This window comes from Candidatus Limnocylindrales bacterium, assembly GCA_035571835.1.
Lineage (GTDB): Bacteria > Desulfobacterota > Binatia > UBA1149 > CAITLU01 > DATNBU01.
Genome location: DATNBU010000027.1, coordinates 188,633 through 206,817 on the forward strand (window position 1 = coordinate 188,633; position 18,185 = coordinate 206,817).

Genomic DNA, 18,185 nt, shown 5'->3' on the forward strand with positions numbered 1-18,185 from the left:
CCAGCCCGCTTCTGCTGCCGTCAGTGCGTCGACTGCGGATCTTCCGAGACGTCAGCCTGTCCGAGCACCGCGGTGCGCAGCCATTCACGAACTTTCGAGTCGTGGCGATCCTCGTCGTCGGCGCATTCCCGGCACTGCTCGGCGAGCTCTTCGTGCCCGAGCTCATCGGCAAGCTCGATCAGCAGCTCCCAGCCGGCAAGATCGGCCACCTCGGCCTGAAGCATCGTGCCGAGGCACTGCGTGAGCGTGGTTTTCGGATCGGTCAGCACCTGTGCAAATCCGATCCCGATCACGCCCACGATGTCGGCGCACGGCGTAACCGCCGTCGGATCGGCGCCGAGCTGCTGGATGGCCGCCGCGAGAATTCCCGCGTGGCGGAGCTCGTCGTCGCGGATGTCCTCGATCTCATCAGCCGCCAGGCTCTCATCATGCGTATGGGATGCCTTGAGCTTGATGAGAAGCGCGTCGTAGAGCCGCACCCCGGCGCGTTCGAAAGCGAGACGCTCGCCGAGTTTGTCGAGAAGCACGGCTGCCGATTCTCCTTTGACGGCTGCGACGGTGGATTTGACGATGCCCTTGAGCTTGATCGGGCTCGGCATCGTTCCGACCGGGTCGGACTCGGTACAGTACGACAGGCGCATTTCGTCGAGCGCGTCCGTATCGGGCATCTCGTTGCGCGCCTGCACTTTGCGGAACGTCTCGAATCCGAGCGGTGACGTGGCAATTCCGGTTTTATTCTCGCCGATATCCGTCGGCTTCATCGAATTGCTCAATGGACCCTCCTGTGTTCGGCAAGCGCAATCGCGCGCTGCATCAGCTCGGTACCCGGCGTCCATTCATAGTCGAGCCGGACGATTTCGGACGGAGATCCCTCCGAGTTGAGATGCTCGCGATAGTCGAGCGTCTGCTGCGATTCGTCGTCCGGATCGTCGATGAACTCGGTACCGACGGCGCGCATCTGTACCTCGGAGTTGAGCACGTCGCGGACGTACTGTCGGTGGCTCTCATACGAAATCGGATCGGGCAGCTCGGACGGCAGGATCTCGGCCGCGTCGCGCCCCTCGACGTTCTCGAACTGCTTGATTGCCACCTGAAGCTGGCCAAGCTCGTAGTCGCAGAAGCGCTCCCACAGCGCGCGGATTCGAGGATTGGTTTCGCTCTGCGCGCAGCTCCAGTAGTTCCAGACTTCCGTCGCCTCGTGCAGGACCCATTTTTCGAGCCAGGTCTCGTTCGGATCGCTCAGGCACTCGTACTGCGTGACGTGCTGCTCTTCGATGGATGCAATCTCCGCGTAGAGCTGTCGCGCGACCGGATCGGCAAAGATCGGACCGATGTTCATGTAGTAATTCCGCGTCTGCTGCTCTCCCGCCATGATTGTGAGCGCATTGAGCTTGCTGAGCGGATCTGCGGTTTTTCGATTGTAGCTGCGGCGCAGGTCGTCGGTCGGATGGCGGTGCTCGACGATCGTACGACGGCCGGGAAGCACGTCGGTGTATCCCTGCAGGATCGTGTTCGAGTCTTTGCCTTCCAGCCGGTCGAGCAGCGCGCTGTAGGCATGCATGTGATCGAAGTCCTCGAGCAGGCCGAAGCGGTAGACCTGCGCGAGATACTCGTCGGGCTCATGCTGTGCAACGTGCGCCGTCACTTCTATGGCGACCTGCTCATAGCCGATCGTGGTTTCGATCGGCGAATGGTCAGGCGAGATGAGCCAGTTGACCATCGTTGCCTGATGATGGTCGATGCGGCGGACTTCAGCGGCCACGCGCTGCAGATCGCGATTCATGCGCGCCAGCGAATGCAGAAATACGCAAGCTTCGAGCTCGATGCCGTTCATGAGGATCACGCGCACCCTGGTGAATGCGTCGTCGTCGAGTTTGCTTATTGGCGGACTCACCAGCTCTCGCCATGTGAATCGCTGCCGGTCGATCGGAACGCCCTTTTGCTGAAGCAGATCGAGTGCCATGAGGACCTCCGTAATTGCGCGCCATGCTGCGGTTCAATCTCGAGGTCGGCAAGGCGATCGGACCCCCGGGGCGCGGGTTTATTTTTCGTCGCACCAATTTGCGGGTGCGATGCCGAGCACCGAGAGAAAGAGAGAGCCGCTATGCACGGTGTTACCAAGGGAGTGGGCGCCGCAGTGGCGTCGGTCGCGCGGTTTTGAGACAAGGCTGCCGGGCTAGGCCCACCATGCGAACGCGTCGCTTCCTGTTCGTCGCTCTTCTGCTGCACTGCGCGCCGGCGTCAGCATCGGCACTTGCGCAAGACGCGCCGTGCCTCGATCCCCTGACGCTCGAGAACGGACGCAGCTACCGCCTTTCGGAAGAGATCCTGCTCGCGCCGTCAGCGGCCGCGCAGCCGGACCGGGCCGTCGGATTCATTCCGAGCGGCCTGGAGTTCACGATCGCCCGGGTCGTGCACCAAGGCGATACGACCTTCTACTACATAAGAACCGACGACTTCCGCTGGGGCTGGGTCGGCTCGAGGCTCCTCGCCGACAAGGACGTGGAAACCGCCGAAGGCCCGCCGCCGGACGCCGACGAGCAGATGCGTGTGCGACAGGGCCTCGACGAGATCGCGCGCGACTACGCGGCGCTCGGCAACTCGCCGTCGGTCAGGCAGCTGGTCGCGCTCGATGTGCGCATCCGAAAGCTCGTGAAGGAGAGAAGCTGCTGCGGGTTCGACACCTGGCTCGATCCGGCGACCACCTCCGCCACCGGAACCTACGTCGGACACTATGCGACCCTCGGATACACGGGCAAGCTTCTCGGCGAGGCGCACCGGATCGATCCGAGGTCGCCCCTGCGCGCGAGCACTTTGTATTCCACCGTCGAGCGCTACCCCGACGAAATGAAGGAGTCCGAGACTCCGGACCTGCCGTCAGCGATCGCCTATCTGCGCGAGTTCCCGAAAGGCCCCTTCGCCGCCGACGCAGCGATGGCCCTCGCCAAAGCGTATGCGGACGCCTGGTCGAGCCTGGGTAGCGAAGAGAACGCGTACTGCATGCCCCATCAGCTCGGCGACGTGAAGAACCGGACCGGGCGCGATCAGCGGGCTTACGCAAAAAAGATGGCAGAGAGCTGGTTTCAAAGGTCGTTCCGGCTGCGAAAGCCCACGTCGGACGAACGCGCCGCCTACGAGGAATGGCACGGTTCGGATTCGTACTTCTTTTTCAACTGCCCGTGCTAGTCACGCGGCGCACGTTTCGTGCGCACGGCGCAGATGGCCCTGACTCGGTCCCAATGGATTGTTCCCCTGCGTGCTGGCCGAAACGTGCCGGCCACAAGCCAATCTCGTGGCCGGCACGCCGTGCTCCTTGCGCTGCTCGCGCATGATCCTTGCGTTGCTCGCGCCTCAGGCACGCGAGCCACTGTGCGATCCGCCGCTTTCCGAAGGGCTGCGCTGCGAATCGCTTTGCGAATAGCCGCGCTGTGGTGAAGAGCCCTGCGAATAGCCGCTCTGTGAGCCGCCCTGCGTGTAGCCGCTTTCGGAAGAACTCGACGATGCGCCCTGCGACTGTCCGCTGTGCGATATCTGCGCAGGATCGCCCTCCTGCACCTCGATCTTCTTGCCGCGCGACTGCTGCTGCTGCGGCATCGCCATGCTGATCTCGAGGACGCCATTCGAGAACGTCGCCTTCGCCTGTTCCGGATTCACGCCTTCGGGCAACGGAATCACCCGATAGAACCGGCCGTAGCTGCGCTCCGTGCGATAGAAGCCTTCCCGCTTGTCCTCATGCTCCTGCATGCGTTCGCCGGAGAGCACCAGCTGGTCGTCTTCGATCTCGACCTGGATCTGGTCCTTGTTCATTCCAGGAACTTCGGCTCGCACGATGAGCTGGCCACCACGCTCGAGCACTTCGACGGGCGGGATCCAGTTCGTGGATCCGAGTTGCTGGCGACCCTGACTCTGCGGGGCACTCCATCCCGGCTGTTCGATGAACAGCTGATCGAGATCTTCCATGAACCGTCGCATGAAGGTGAACGGGTTAAGCGGAAGCGTAAATGCACCGGTTCGGCCTTCAAGTCGCATAACGCCGCGCCCGCTTTCACCCGGCCGTGTCATTTCGCCGCTTCGCTGCTGCTCACCGGATTGCTGCTGATTTCTGCTGTCCCTTGTCTGAGCCATCGTTTTATCCTCCTGCTGGAGTGTTGCTCGATCTTCTTTCTGACGACGGACCGCCAGCGGCGAAGCTGACGCCGCCGTTCAACGCTCAAACGTTAACCAGTATTCGGCCGTCGCAAACCCGCATCAGTGGCGGTGGAAGATGTTTCGTACGCGGAGGAACGCGCCACAGTCGGCCACTGGCGCGTGGTGTGTTTGCTCCACCACGGATGCGTCGGCTGACGGTTTCGCTGCGCTCGACCGCGTGGGTAAAGCTTGCCAGAGAAAGTAGAAGCCGCTAGTCGGCTTGTTATCGCGCCCAACATTCCCGCCGAGGCCGATTCTTCAGCTCGGGTTGGGAAGCCTTCAGCGACGGATCGACACGAACAAGGAGGCAGCACTCATGGCATCGGTGATCCACGGCCTGCTCACCCCGGAGGAATCCGTCCTCGCTCTCATCGACTACCAGCCGCAGATGAGCTTCGGTATCCAGAGCCACTCGCGGCTTTTCACGCTGAACAACGCAGTCGCACTCGCGAAGACCGCAAAACTCTTCCAGGTGCCCGTCGTACTCACGACCGTCGCAGCGAAATCGTTCAGCGGCGACATGCTGCCCGAGTTGCAGTCTGTGTATCCTGATCAGTCGCCGATCGACCGAACCAGCATGAACTCGTGGGAAGACGACAACTTCCGTAACGCGATCAAGAAGACGGGCCGTAAAAAGCTGATCATCGCTGGATGGTGGACCGAGGTCTGCGCGTGTTTCCCGACGATCCAGGCATTGCAGGAAGGATACGAAGTCTACGTTCCGACAGACGCATGCGGCGACATCAGCATCGAAGCCCACGAGCGCGCCGTGCAGCGAATGATCCAGGCAGGCGCCGTCCCCATGACCAGCTTCCAGGTGATGTACGAGTTCCAGCGAGACTGGGGCCGCTCTGCCACGTACGAAGGCTGCATGGACATTCAGAAAGCTCACTCCGACTACGGCATCGGCATCCGCTATGCGAAGGCGATCCTCGGAGAGCATGCCAGCGAAGGTGGTCACTAGAGCCCGAACACCAGCTCACTGCTGTCGGTGACAGGAGGCCGCATGGCCGCAGGTTCGTACAGCAACCAGGCAACCGCGAATACGGCGCGGCTCATCCTGACGAACGCGAAAATTGCGACACAGGACGACCGGCGATCCTTCGCGCGTGCGGTCGCGATGGAGGGCGGCAGGTTTCTTGCCGTCGGCACCGACGAGGAGGTGCTCGCTTATCGCGATGCTCATACGACGGTGATCGATGCGCGCGGACGAACGATCATCCCCGGACTCATCGACTCGCACCTGCACCTCATCCGCGGCGGCCTCTCGTACAACACGGAGCTTCGCTGGGACGGAGTTCCGTCGCTGTCCGACGCGTTGCGGATGCTGAAGGAGCAGGCAAAGCGCACTCCTCCAGGACAGTGGGTTCGAGTGATCGGCGGGTGGAGCGAGTTTCAGTTCGCCGAGCGGCGAATGCCGACTCTGGCTGAGATCAATGCGATCTCGTCCGACGTCCCGGTGTTCATCCTTCACCTGTATGACCGCGCGCTTCTGAACGGCGCTGCCGTGCGTGTGCTCGGCTATACGAAGGATACGCCGGAACCCGCGGGCGGCCACATCGAGCGGGACAAGGCCGGCAATCCAACGGGCCTCCTGATCGCCGCGCCCAATGCGGCCATTCTGTACGGTTCGATCGCTGCAGCGCCGAAGCTTTCGCTCGAGCATCAATACAACAGCTCACGTCACTTCATGCGCGAGATGAACCGGCTCGGCATCACGGGCTGTGTCGATGCCGGAGGCGGGTACCAGCGTTATCCCGAAGATTACGAAGTGATGACCGAGTTGCATCGGCGCGGCGAGATGACGGTGCGGATCTCGTACAATCTGTTCACCCAGCATGCGAAGGACGAGCTTGCCGATTTTTCGAAATGGACGAGCACCGAGCGTTACCGCCAGGGAGACGACATGTACCGGCTGAACGGCGCGGGCGAGATGCTCACGTTCTCGGCAGCCGATTTCGAGGATTTTTTGCAACCGCGTCCCGACCTGTCGCCGGATCTCGAGCCGGAGCTCACTGCCGTCGTGCGGCTCCTCGCGGAGAAACGCTGGCCGTTTCGCCTGCACGCGACATACGACGAATCGATCACGCGTTTCCTCAACGTGTTCGAGGCCGTCGATCGCGACGTCCCATTCGGAGACCTGCGCTGGTTCTTCGATCATGCGGAAACCGTCTCCGAGAAGAATCTTGATCGCATCAAGGCGCTGGGCGGCGGAATTGCAGTGCAGCATCGCATGGCGTTCCAGGGTGAGTACTTCATGGACCGCTACGGCGAAGCCGCCGTGAGCCAATCGCCGCCGATCCGAAAAATGCTCGATCGCGGCATCCCGGTCGGCGCCGGCACGGACGGAACCCGCGTCGCCAGTTATAATCCGTTCGTGTCCCTTTACTGGATGGTCAGCGGACGCACCGTGGGCGGCACGGCGATGTATGGCGAGGAAAACCGTCTCGACCGTATGGGAGCACTGCGGCGGTACACGGTCGGAAGTGCCTGGTTCAGCGGTGACGAAGCGATCAAAGGAGCCATCATGCCGGGGCGTCTCGCGGATCTCGCGGTGCTTACGAACGATTACTTCGAAATACCCGAAGGCGAGATCAAAGGTCTCGAATCGGTGCTTACCGTTGTCGGCGGAAACATCGTCTACGCCGCCGGTGACTTTGCCGGCTTTGCGCAGAAGGCGCTTCCGGTCCTCCCGGAATGGTCGCCGGTCGCGCACTACGGTGGTTATCGGAACGCAGACGTTGCGGCCGCGGCGCACGCGAAATCTCACGCCCACGGCGCGCACCAACACTGGAGATCGGTGTCGCACGGTTCAGGCGGAACGGGCATGCGCGAGTTTGCCGCAGGCATGTGGGGCTCTGGCTGCCCGTGCTGGGCGTTCTGACGAGCGGCAGCATGGACGGTGTGTGAGGCGCGCTTCCTGCTGCCTCCTGCTCGTCGGTATCTGCGGCTGCATGCAGGGATCCGGGCGTGCTGAAGCCGGCAAACCGGTCGCACTTCCTGCGCTGTCGGCGTACCGCTACGATGAGGACTACAGTTTTCTGAAGGACGAGGATCTGCGTTCTCATGCGGAGCCCCTGTCGCTTGCGCCGCTCAAGTACGTGCGGCTCGGCAGCGACTCTTCGAACTACCTTTCCGTCGGAAGCGAAGTGCGGCTGCGCTACGAATACTACAAGAACAACCAGTGGGGGCAGGGGCCCCAGGATCATGGCGGCTACGTCTGGGGCCGGCTTCTTCCGTACGCCGATCTGCACATCGGGCCGTATTTCCGCGCATTCGCCCAGGCCATTGCGGCGTATGAGTGGGGCGACGCTGCGGGAGTTTCTCCGCCGGACGAAGACCAGCTCGATCTTCTCCAGGGATTCATCGACGTGCGGCTACCGGCCGGCGACAAGACAACGCTGCTCGTTCGCGGCGGTCGTCAGCTCCTTCACTACGGATCAGAACGGCTGATCGGACTTCGCTACGGACCAAACGTGCCGCAGCCGTTCGACGCGGTGCTGCTGCGACTGGAACACGGGCCGTGGCGCGTCGATGCATTCTATGCGCGACCGGTCGAGATCGGACGCGGCACGTGGGACGACGAAGCCGACGATACGCAGGACGCATGGTCGCTCTACGCGACGCGAGCGCTGCCTTTGCTGGGCGAAGGAAGCGGCGTCGACGTCTATTACATCGGTTATCGCGACGACCGGGCCGCATTCGCGCAGGGCGAGGGAAGGGAACGAAGGCATACGGTAGGCGTGAGATGGTTCGGCGCTGCTGCCGGCTACGACTGGAATTGCGAAGGGTTTTATCAGTTCGGTTCGTTCGACAACTCTTCAGCGAACGGAGAGATCTCAGCCTGGTCGCTCGCATCGAGCTCCGGCTACACATTCGGAGGCGCGCGACTGCAGCCGCGCATCGGACTCAAAGCGAACGTCATCAGCGGCGATGACGACGCGGGGGATCCGGACCTTCAGACGTTCAACGCACTTTTCCCGAAGGGGAAGTACTTCGGCGAGATCGGGCTTCTCGGTCCGTACAACCTCGTCAATGTCCACCCGACGCTGCTGCTCAATCTCACCGGGAAGCTCACACTCGACGTCGCGTCGGTCTTCTACTGGCGCTACAGCACGCACGACGGAATCTACGACAATGCCGGAAACGTCATTCGCGACGGTGCCGACAGCGGCAAACGCTTCATCGGGTCACAGCTCGAGGCGCTGTTTACCTACGCATTCATCCGGGAGATCGAGGCTTCCGCTTCGTACAGTGTGTTCATCCCCGGCAGCTTCATCGACGACACCGGTCCGGGCAAAGTGGTCCAGTTCGTTGGGCTCGAAGTCGGCTACAAGTTCTGAAGAGTGGACCGATAAGAGAAGTCCAGAGGCCTTCAAATCGAGAACCTCAGGAGAGAACGAGATGTCGAACGGTCACAGAGCTCTGAGCTCACCAGCCTGTCGCAGATTTCCCCGGAGATGAGTACCGCCATGCCGATCCACGTCGCCATCACTCGCCGAGTTGCCCCGGGTCGGGAAGAGGAATTCCAGAAAGGACTGCGCGAGTTCTTCGAGAAGTCGTTCTCTGCGCCAGGCGTGCTCGGTGCTTACATGCTCGTGCCGCCGCCCGGCAGCGATTCGCGCGAGTTCGGCATTCTGCGAACCTTCGCGAGCGCGGCCGAGCGGGATGCCTTCTACAGTTCGGCCATGTTCCTGGAATGGGACCGCAAGGCGGCTGGTCTCACCGAAGGCGATGCACGCTACAGGGATCTGCACGGCCTGGAGGCGTGGTTCCGATCGCCGAACCCTCCGCCCCGATGGAAGATGGCGATAGTAACGTTTCTCGGCGTCTTCCCGGTGGCGACGACGCTGAACCTCACGCTGGCGCCCGCGCTTCGATCCATGCCGTTCCCGCTGAGCGGCGTTGTCCTCAATGCGTGCGTGGTTGCGCTGCTTACGTGGGTCGTGATGCCGTTCCTCGTGCGAACGATGCACGGATGGCTGCATGCCGAAGGAAGCGGAGCATCGTCGTAAGCCTCTCGCGCATCGCGCCATCCGTACCTCGTGCCGAAGGCGCTACCCCGGGGCGCGAGTATTCGGGCGGGGAGGATGGCGAAGCCCTGATCGGCCTCACGCCTTCGCGCGCCGCTCGCGAAGCCGCCGGATCAGCGCATTGGTCGAGCTGTCGTGCCGGAGCGTCGGTTCGGTAGCATTCTCGAGCTCCGGGATGATCCGCTGGGCGAGCTGCTTGCCGAGCTCGACGCCCCACTGGTCGAACGAGTCGATGTTCCAGATCGCGCCCTGCGTGAAGACGCTGTGCTCGTAAAGGGCGACCAGCGTTCCGAGCGTTTCCGGCGTCAGGCGATCGGCGAGGATCGTCGAAGTCGGCCGGTTTCCGTCGAACGTACGATGCGGCACCAGCCAGTCCGCCGTACCCTCGGCGCGCACTTCGTCGGCGGTTTTGCCGAACGCGAGCGCTTCGGCCTGCGCGAGGACGTTCGCGAGCAGAAGGTCGTGGTGGCGGCCGATCGGATTGAGCGAGTGGTGGAACGCGATGAAGTCGCAAGGGATCAGCGACGTTCCCTGGTGAATCATCTGGTAGAAGGAATGCTGGCCGTTCGTGCCGGGCTCGCCCCAGACGATGGCGCCCGTGTCGTAGCCCACCGTCGCGCCATCGACCGTCACGTGCTTGCCATTCGATTCCATCGTCAGCTGCTGCAGGTAGGCGGGGAAGCGCTTCAGATACTGCTCGTACGGCATCACGCCGAGCGTCTGGGCGCCGAAGAAATCGCGGTACCAGATGGCGAGAAGGCCCAGCAGGACCGGAAGGTTGCGGTCGAACGGCGCGGACCGGAAGTGCTCGTCCATCGCGTGAAAACCGGCGAGCATCGCGCGGAAATGTTCGGGGCCGATCGCGAGCATCGTCGACAGACCGATTGCGGAATCCATCGAGTAGCGACCGCCGACCCAATCCCAGAATCCGAACATGTTGGCGGTGTCGATGCCGAACTTCGCGACTTCCGCGGCGTTGGTCGAGACGGCGACGAAGTGCTTCGCGACCGCACGCTCGTCGCCGAGCGTGCGCAGCGCCCACTCGCGCGCGCTGCGGGCGTTGGTCATCGTCTCCAGCGTCGTGAACGTCTTCGACGAGACGATGAAAAGCGTTTCGGCGGCGTCGAGGTCGCGCGTCGCTTCCACGAAGTCGGTGCCGTCGACATTCGATACGTAGCGGAACGTCATGTCGCGCGCGCTGTAGTGGCGCAGCGCCTCGTACGCCATGACGGGCCCGAGATCTGATCCTCCGATGCCGATGTTGACGACGTTGAGAATTTGTCGCCCGGTGTGGCCGGACCAGCGCCCGTCTCGCACGCTGGATGCGAAGTCGGCCATGCGGTCGAGCACCGCGTGAACTTCGGGGACGATGTCTTTCCCGTCGACGACGATGGATTGGCCTCGCGGAGCGCGAAGCGCGACGTGCAGAACGGCGCGGCCTTCGGTCGTGTTGATCTTGTCGCCGCGAAACATCGCGTCGATCCGGTCTCGCAGGCCGATCTCGTCGGCAAGGCCGACGAGCAGGCGCAGCGTCTCGTCGGTGACGCGATGCTTGGAGTAGTCGAGGAAGAGCCCCGGCCCTGTCGCTGTCAATCGTTCGCCGCGGCTCGGGTCGTCAGCGAAGAGCTGGCGCAGGTGGACGTCGCGGATCGTTGCATGATGCTCGCGTAGAGCTTTCCAGGCGGGTCGGTCGGTCAGCGCGATGGATGGCATGCGGTCTCCTGTGGCCACTACAAGGCGACCCGAGCCCGGCAATCTTCAGTGCGGCGTGCAGCTCAGATAACCGTCGTTGTTGCCCAGATCGTACGCCGGATCGCAGTTATAAAGGTCGATCATCGTATCTCTGCAGTAGAGCTCGGGGTCGAAGTGGCAATCGTCAACGCTGTGCGCGCTCGTTGCGCAGGTGCACGAGAGCTTGCAATCGGTGACGCCGCAATTGATGCACGAGTTCGCATAGGATCCGGCCGGATCCGTAGTCCATCCACCGCACTCCGGTGCGACGCAGGCCGTGCACGTGAGGTTGCCGTTGTCGTTGCCGATCCCCGAAACCGGATTGCAGTAGCGGAGGTCGAGTTCCGTCGCGTGGCACGACGCTGGGTCGTGGTGGCATTTCGCCGGGTTGGTAGACTGGTCCGCACAGTAACAGGAAAGCTTGCAATCGGCGACGGAGCAGCTGGCGCATGTATCTATATAGCTGCCGTACGGTGGATTGGCCGGGCACTCTCCACAGGAGTAGATCGTTGTCGTCGTCGTGCTCGTCGTGGAGGTCGTCGTAGAGCTCGTAGAGCTCGTCGTCGAGGACGTGGTGTTCGTCGAGGACGGGCAGTGGGGCTCGATGCTGAATTTCACCGAAACCTTCAGGATCAACAATGCGTCCGAGCCCTGGATCAGACCGTTGCCGTTGTAGTCGCAACGCTGCGGGATGCATTGCGCCGTGCCGACACTCGTCTTCAATGCGATCAGCGCATCGGGCGCGGTGATCTTTGCGTCGTCGTTTGCGTCGCCGCAGAGGACGCTCGGCAAAGTGATCGTCGTGGTCGAGGTGATGGTGGTCGTCGTCGGATTGGGGCACTCCGTGTTCTCGCAGGTCGTGCCGTTACCCTGGTAAGTGCCTTCGATGATCGCACAGGCAAGCGGCTCATGAATGACGCAGGTGCCGAGCGGCAGGCAGCACGCGCCGATCAGCGGCAACGTCGTCGTCACGACCGGACACTGGGCGTCGTCGCACGTCGTTCCATCACCCTGGAAAACGCCCTCGTTGACCGCGCAGACACTCGGCTCGTCGGTGACACAGTTGCCGTCCGGCAAGCAGCACGCACCGAAAGGCGGCAAAGTCGTGGTCGTTGCCGAGCAGGTACCGGCGCAGGTCGTCTGGTCGCCCAGGAAAACATCTGCGATCCCGTTGCATTCGCCGGAGATCGCATCGCGGCAGCTGCCGGTGGGTGCGCAGCAGCCGGTAAACTTGTTGCAGCAGGCTCCGGTCGGGAGCGGCGCCGACATGCTCGCGGAGATACCGGAAAGTGCGAAGAGCAGCGATGCGCTCGCGAGGAACGCGACGGATTTCGGCCGGAACCATCTGTTCATGGAATTCCCTCCCAGGATTTCCGAAATTCAAATTTAGTTCTGGTCCCGCCGCGGGCGAAAATGCCGGGTTGAACGCACCAAAGCAAAGGTCCGACCGTTGATACGAGGACGCAGCGCTCCCGCCGGGGTCTCAAGGCGAAGGATCCGCGACGTGGAACGATCGCTCTCCGAAAACTGGGATCGCAAGAACGCGATGGGCAGTGTCGTAGGAGCGTGCTACGTAGGGCGATCACTCGCTCAGAAAAAGGCAGCAATCGTTCCATGGGATTCCTCGACAGACTGAAGCCGCAACCGCGCTGGAAACACTCCGACCCTGCCGTTCGACTGCAGGCGATCCCGGAACTGGGTGACGCCGTCGAGCTCGCGTTACTGGCTGAGCATGACCCCGATGCCAGGGTCCGGAACGCTGCCCTTTCGAGGATCGCCGACGCGGCCGTCCTCGCACGCGTTGCCAGTTCGGATCCCGATCAGAACGTCCGCGAATCCGCGGCGGATCGATTGCTTGCGCTCGCCCTCGACGCGTCGAACTCCGAAGCCGCAACGGCGGCCGGCCTGCTGACGGATGTTCGGCGCGTTTCGACGATCGCGAAGAGCACGGCTGCCGACGACGTGCGCGGGGTCGCACTTGCCGCATTGACGGATGAACGTGCACTCGGCGGTGTCGCCCGGCACGCGAAAATCGAGAGTACGGCGCTCGCGGCGCTCGGCCGCTTGAGCACCGCCGACGAGTTGCTCGCCACCGCGCTCAACAGCGAGCACAGAGAAGTGGCACTGGCCGCGTTCGATCGCGTGTTGGGCAGCGATCCGACGCTCGTTGCGGACGTGGCGCGCCTGAAATCCATCGAAGCGCGCGCGCAGGACAAAGTCGTGGCGCGGCGCGCGAGGGCGATGCTGCAGGCGATCGAGGATGCGGAGAATGCCCGTCGCGCTGCCGAAGAGGAGCGCGAAAAGCAGGAAGCGGCGTTGTGTGCCGCCGTCGAGAGGCTCGCGACCGCCATGGATCCCGATCGCATCGCGGCCGATCTCGCGCGCCTCCGTGCAGAGTGGAGCACGCTGGCGAGTACCGATGCGGCAGCAGCTCGGCGATTCGACAGGGGTGCCGATGCGGCCGGCCTGCGCATCGCGCAGCGCCGAAGCGAAATCGCTGCCGCGCTCGAAGAGGCGCGTCGGCGAGAGGAAGTTCTCGGGGGCCGCGAGGCTCTGTGCCGCCGTGTCGAGACGCTTCGGGACGGCGACGTCCTCGAGCTCGAGCAACTGGAATCCATGGAAGGGCAGTGGGCCGACCTCCCGCCTTTCGTCGGATTCGAGCGCGAGGTCGAGCAGCTCGCGGGGCGATTTGCCGCATCCGCGAAGGCCTGCCGGCAACGTATCGCGCACGAGGCGGCACTGCGGGAAGCCCGGTCCGCGCTCGAGGCGCTGGTCGCCGAGGCGGAATCTCTTTTGACGAAGGAGACCGACGACGTCGCCGACCGCTGGCGCGCACTGTCACGCGAAGCGAGGCAGCTCGCGGACACGCTGAGCGAGGGATCGCAGCCGGCCTCCGATCTTCTGGAAAGGCTGGCGTTTCTCTCCGAGGCGCGAGAGGCGCGCGAGACAGCGGCGCGCGAGGCGTCGGCGAAGGCTGCCGCGGACCGGGTCGCAAAGCTCGCGCAGCTGGTGAGCCGCGCAAGACGCACGGCGGAATCGGACACCGTGACCTTGCGCGAAGGCGAACGACTGCTGCTCGACATCACGACTGCTCTCGAGAACGCCTCCAAGGGCGAGACGACCAGGGAGACGGAAAAAACACTGGCGGACCTGCGAAGGCTGCAGGACCGGATCAAGAATCGAGTGAAGGAGCTGCGTGATCTCGACACGTGGCGCAGGTTCGCCAACGGTGAGCAGCAGGAAAGGCTGATAGCGATGGCGGAAGCCATCGTCGCGTCGCTGAAGGCGGAAGAAGAGGCGGGCACGGCGAGCGATCTGGCCGCCACGGCAAATGCGCTGCGCGAGCTCCAGGCGGAGTGGAAGAAGGTCGCCGATGGGCCGCAACAAAGCGCGCGCGAATTATGGGACCGGTTCCGACTGGCGGTGGAGTTCATCCGCAGCCGGTGCGAGGTCTACTTCGCTCAGATACGAGAGCAACGAAGCCGGAACCTTGCCACGAGGGTTGCGCTTGTCGCACAAGCCGAAGAGCTCGCCGACTCGACCGAATGGAGCAAGACGGCTGCACAATTCCAGGAGATGCAGAAAGCGTGGGCGGAATGCGGGCCGGTATCGGACGCGTCGGCGCGAGGACTTGCGCTTCGCTTCCGCGCCGCGTGCAACACCTTCTTTACGCATCGCCGCGAAGCGCTGAGCTCGAGGAAGCAGGAGTGGAACGAGAACCTCGCACGCAAAGAAGCGCTGTGCGAGCGGGCTCAGCAATTGGCGGACTCGACCGATTGGGACACGACCGCTTCCGAACTGAAGAAACTGCAGGCCGAGTGGAAGGCCATCGGCCCGACCCGCCGCGACAAGAGCGAAGAGGTCTGGACGCGGTTCCGGTCGGCTGCGGACAAGTTCTTCGAGCGCTACGCGAACCGGCACAAGATCGCTGCCGCCGCGCAGCTCGCCGAGTGCGAGGCGCTGGTCGTCGCGCTGGAAAACCTTGGGGCATCTGAAGATGCGCCGAGCGATCTCGCCGCGCAGGTCCAGACGCTGCGAACGACGATCTCGAATTTGCCGCAGCCCGAGGGGGCTGCCGCGACGGCAGTGCACGAACGATGGATGGCCGCGCTTGCTGCACTGGTCTCGCGGTGGCCGGCCGCGTTTCGCGGTACGGATCTCGACCCTGTTGCGAACCGTGAGCGCAAGGAAAAGCTTCTCGCGAAAGTCGAAGCGCTCGTCAGCGACGAAACGCCTGTCGCAGCGGCGAACAAGACTGCGACCGAACTGCTCGCGGAGCGGCTGCGCTCGGCGCTCGAGAGCAACGCGCTCGGTGTTCGGCCGGATGAAACGAAGTGGCGGGCGGCGGGCAGGGCGGTCGAGAAAGCGCAGGACGCGTGGTCGCGAATCGCGTGGCTACCTGGAGATGATACGGGCGGACTGGAGGAGAGGTTCCGGACGGCGTGTAAGCGGGTGATGGAACAGGCGAAGGTGTACGAGGGGGGTGCCAACGACGACTTCGCTGGCGGCGGTGCCAAAGGCCGTCCTGGTCGACCGAAACGTCCCGCTGGCCGGGGCTGAGGAAACGTGCAGCGCTGGCGACGGTGAACATCCTGCATCCCTCGCCGGTCACCCAGCTTCTTCAGGCCACTGGCGGAACCGACGACGATCTATCGGTCACGCCGTCCATGCAGCCACGCAACCAACCGGACAATGTGTAAGCTTCCCCAAACGGACATACCGGATAACTAAACTTTCGCCGGCGACCTGAGGAGGGCGTCAAGAACAAGTCGAAGTTCACGGAAGAGCAGATCATCGGAATTTTGAAGGAGGGAGAGGCAGGCGTCGACGCGTTGGGACGCTGCTTCCGCGGCACGGGATCAGCCGGCCGACGTGCTACCTGTGGCGCAGCAAATACGCCGGGACCACGGTCAACGAGCTGAAGCGGATCAAGGAGTTCGAGGCCGAGAACGGCAAGCTCAAGCGCGGAACAGAAGATCCGCGGTCCGCTACATTTAGCCCGGCAAGTCTGACCAGAACGCCCTAGATCGAGCGTTTCAAGGTATCGCGGGACGTCCTCGACACCTGGCTGGTCGGATCGTTGCCGAGTTGCAGGATATCAGCGACAAATGGCTCGAAGACTATAATGCCACCCGATTAATTTGGCGGCGTACCGCCGGCGCCGTTCCTGACGCCCTGCCGGGAAAAGTCTAGTTTAGAAGTGTGTCCTTGACGGGGACGCCTACGCACGGCCGCGACTTCGCCGATGCGATGCCAGGGTCGCCACGCCGCTCGGTTCCATGTGTGACGCGGCTGAAACGTGCAGTTGCGTCGGTGGAGAGAAATGGGATTCCACGGTCGAGCGGGGCCGAGCACTTTCACGCAGAATGCCGCGCAATGGCTCACTCCGGTAATATCAGGTTTCGAAATTCAGGGTCCGTTTTGAAGATCTCCAGATCGTTGTCCTCCGGTGCTGCACCCGCGATTGTTGGGTCGAGCAGGTTTCTCAGAAGAACCCTCGCCGAGCTCTTCGGATCAGGTGAAAGCTCTACGACTTTTCTGACGGATGCGATCGCCTGTCCTCGCGAGAGCTGCTTGTCGGGTTCGCTACCGGCGTTCTGAGTAAGCCAGAGAAACTTCTGGCCGTAGGCAGCGGCCGTCCACAGGTGAACGAAAGGGTCCTTGGCACCGTCCGGGCGGACGACAAGCTTTTCCGATATTGAAAGCGCCTTCTCGAAACTTCCGGGCGGCTGCTCGTAGAGTGCCTGGAGAAGATCGCGTTTAAGCAGCGCGAGGTTGTCCCCCTCTTTTGATTCGGCTTCCGCTATGAGTGCTCTTGCGGCGTCGGGACTGCCTTGACGTTCCAGAACATCGGCGAGTCGCACGAGCAGGTCTTTCCTTCCAGGTTCTCTCACGATGGCAGCTCGTAGCCCTTGGTTTGCGGCTTGCAAGTTACCAGCACGTGCTTGTGCCGACGACCATGCTGCCAATTGATCCGCTGTCTGAAGAGCTCCGTATGGGATCTTTAGAAGCTTTTCATCCTCCGATGATGAAGGCGTCGTCCCTTGATTGCGTCCGGACCCAATCGGTGTTTCCAGCGCAGTCTGGAGGGTAATCTGTGTTAGCACTAGCTCGGGCGTAGTAGCGGTTTCAGTAACATTAAAGAGAGACATAACTCGAGTCCGAGTCTCAAGATACTGGAACAGAAACCCGCCTATTAGTGATGAGACGAGAACCAACGCGAACATAACGTCAGCGCCCTGTGAATTAGGGATGCCTGCTTTGAAGGTACTCGCAAGTTGCGCGAGCAGCCCGTAGATGGAGTGAGCTTGAATTAAGCTAACGCCAACGATGATCTTGGTCAGCCAATCAGAAATCTCTTCAAGATTGGAGTTTCCTGTAAACGCGCGACTGACTGAACCGGTAGTTTGCGATTGCGAACTGCCTGTTTCTGCCGTGTTCCCGATACCAGCAGTTCCCGAGTTCAGCGGGGTGGTGCCATTTCCTTGCAGGGACCTGGGGATCCCAAATAGAAAACCAAGAAGCCCGCCAAGGCCACCTCCAGCGACCACCAGTCCGAGAAGCACCCCGAAGTTGAATAGGAGTACCTGAAGGGCGTACGCGAGCCGAGCAAACTCGGCAATGGAGTATAGGCTGACGAAGCCGGCAATACCGCAAAAGTATGCTGTGGCTAGCCATTCGATCTGACTAAGCTGTCTCGCCAACATGCCGCGTGCGCGCTCTTGCTGAGTGAGGTGGGCATTTTCTGCCGCGTCAGCTCCGACTAGGTCCTGAGATTCTGACATGATGTTTTTCTCGATGATCAGCTTCGTTAAGTCTTCTTGGTCGGACGGACAAGCGGGGCGCCTTCAGAAGGAGCGGACGTCCGAAGGGCGCGGGTGGAATGATTTAGAGAGAAGCGATGCTAAAGTCATGTCGATTTTGGGGCGCTCATACTGAGCGTATCGCTATCTGCAAGAACACGCATGGGCGGGAGGATATTTCCCGAACCTCGGAGCGTACGGAAGGACTCAGGGACCCTAACGTTTGGGATTTTCTCGTTGCGGGGTGAGCACCATCACTTCAGTCGGCATCTCGATACCGACCCACCAAGGCGGGTTCCAAGAACCCTCTTTGGGCCGAACGATTGAGATGATTGGTGATTCCGGTCACCTCGACGTCTTTGCTTAGCTTCACCGCCAGCGCAGAAGACGAGGGCTTGCTCCGAGGGTACGATGTGCAAAAGACCGCTGG

General features: G+C 62.4%; 13 protein-coding genes. 7 read left to right on the forward strand and 6 right to left on the reverse strand.

Annotated elements, in window-relative coordinates; genetic code table 11:
- Positions 1 to 20 precede the first annotated feature (20 nt).
- Both VN634_11380 and VN634_11385 read right to left on the reverse strand, forming a co-directional pair.
- Positions 21 to 773 carry a ferritin-like domain-containing protein gene (locus tag VN634_11380; protein HXC51479.1) on the reverse strand — a complete coding sequence of 251 codons (753 nt, stop codon included), beginning with the start codon at positions 771 to 773 and terminating at the stop codon, positions 21 to 23.
- A complete protein-coding gene (locus tag VN634_11385; GenBank protein HXC51480.1) occupies positions 770 to 1,963 on the reverse strand; it encodes a hypothetical protein in 1,194 nt (397 codons plus the stop codon). The genes VN634_11380 and VN634_11385 overlap by 4 nt, the downstream gene beginning before the upstream one ends.
- 224 nt (positions 1,964 to 2,187) lie before the next feature.
- On the opposite strand from VN634_11385, the gene VN634_11390 reads away from it, so the two are divergent.
- The gene (locus VN634_11390; GenBank protein HXC51481.1) at positions 2,188 to 3,186 is read left to right on the forward strand and encodes a hypothetical protein; all 999 of its coding nucleotides are present in this window, start codon (positions 2,188 to 2,190) and stop codon (positions 3,184 to 3,186) included.
- A gap of 165 nt (positions 3,187 to 3,351) precedes the next feature.
- Here the strand turns inward: VN634_11390 and VN634_11395 are convergent, their stop codons facing one another.
- A complete protein-coding gene (locus VN634_11395) occupies positions 3,352 to 3,807 on the reverse strand; it encodes an Hsp20/alpha crystallin family protein (GenBank protein HXC51482.1) in 456 nt (151 codons plus the stop codon).
- On the opposite strand from VN634_11395, the gene VN634_11400 reads away from it, so the two are divergent.
- The 5 genes from VN634_11400 to VN634_11420 all read left to right on the forward strand — a co-directional run bounded on the left by VN634_11400 (position 3,733) and on the right by VN634_11420 (position 9,203).
- Positions 3,733 to 4,194 carry a hypothetical protein gene (locus VN634_11400; protein HXC51483.1) on the forward strand — a complete coding sequence of 154 codons (462 nt, stop codon included), beginning with the start codon at positions 3,733 to 3,735 and terminating at the stop codon, positions 4,192 to 4,194. The genes VN634_11395 and VN634_11400 overlap by 75 nt on opposite strands.
- Before the next feature lie 310 nt (positions 4,195 to 4,504).
- Positions 4,505 to 5,152 carry a hydrolase gene (locus VN634_11405; GenBank protein HXC51484.1) on the forward strand — a complete coding sequence of 216 codons (648 nt, stop codon included), beginning with the start codon at positions 4,505 to 4,507 and terminating at the stop codon, positions 5,150 to 5,152.
- A gap of 42 nt (positions 5,153 to 5,194) precedes the next feature.
- On the forward strand, positions 5,195 to 7,072 hold the full coding sequence (locus VN634_11410; protein ID HXC51485.1) for an amidohydrolase: 1,878 nt from the start codon (positions 5,195 to 5,197) through the stop codon (positions 7,070 to 7,072).
- A 22-nt stretch (positions 7,073 to 7,094) separates the two neighbouring features.
- Positions 7,095 to 8,531 (forward strand): alginate export family protein, encoded by a 1,437-nt coding sequence (locus VN634_11415; GenBank protein ID HXC51486.1) that lies wholly within the window; start codon positions 7,095 to 7,097, stop codon positions 8,529 to 8,531.
- Positions 8,532 to 8,660: 129 nt separating this feature from the next.
- Complete coding sequence (locus tag VN634_11420) at positions 8,661 to 9,203, forward strand: antibiotic biosynthesis monooxygenase (GenBank protein ID HXC51487.1); 543 nt, start codon at positions 8,661 to 8,663, stop codon at positions 9,201 to 9,203.
- A 96-nt stretch (positions 9,204 to 9,299) separates the two neighbouring features.
- On the opposite strand, the gene pgi is transcribed toward VN634_11420, so the two are convergent.
- Positions 9,300 to 10,934 carry a glucose-6-phosphate isomerase gene (gene pgi, locus VN634_11425; GenBank protein ID HXC51488.1) on the reverse strand — a complete coding sequence of 545 codons (1,635 nt, stop codon included), beginning with the start codon at positions 10,932 to 10,934 and terminating at the stop codon, positions 9,300 to 9,302.
- Positions 10,935 to 10,979: 45 nt separating this feature from the next.
- Entirely contained in the window at positions 10,980 to 12,305 is a 1,326-nt protein-coding gene (locus VN634_11430; protein HXC51489.1) for a hypothetical protein, read from the reverse strand.
- A gap of 498 nt (positions 12,306 to 12,803) precedes the next feature.
- On the opposite strand from VN634_11430, the gene VN634_11435 reads away from it, so the two are divergent.
- Positions 12,804 to 15,512, forward strand: a complete 2,709-nt coding sequence (locus VN634_11435; GenBank protein ID HXC51490.1) for a DUF349 domain-containing protein — start codon at positions 12,804 to 12,806, stop codon at positions 15,510 to 15,512.
- An 821-nt stretch (positions 15,513 to 16,333) separates the two neighbouring features.
- Here VN634_11435 and VN634_11440 read toward each other — a convergent pair.
- Positions 16,334 to 17,737: a hypothetical protein gene (locus VN634_11440; protein ID HXC51491.1), complete on the reverse strand. Its 1,404-nt coding sequence runs from the start codon at positions 17,735 to 17,737 to the stop codon at positions 16,334 to 16,336.
- Between the last annotated feature and the right edge of the window lie 448 nt (positions 17,738 to 18,185).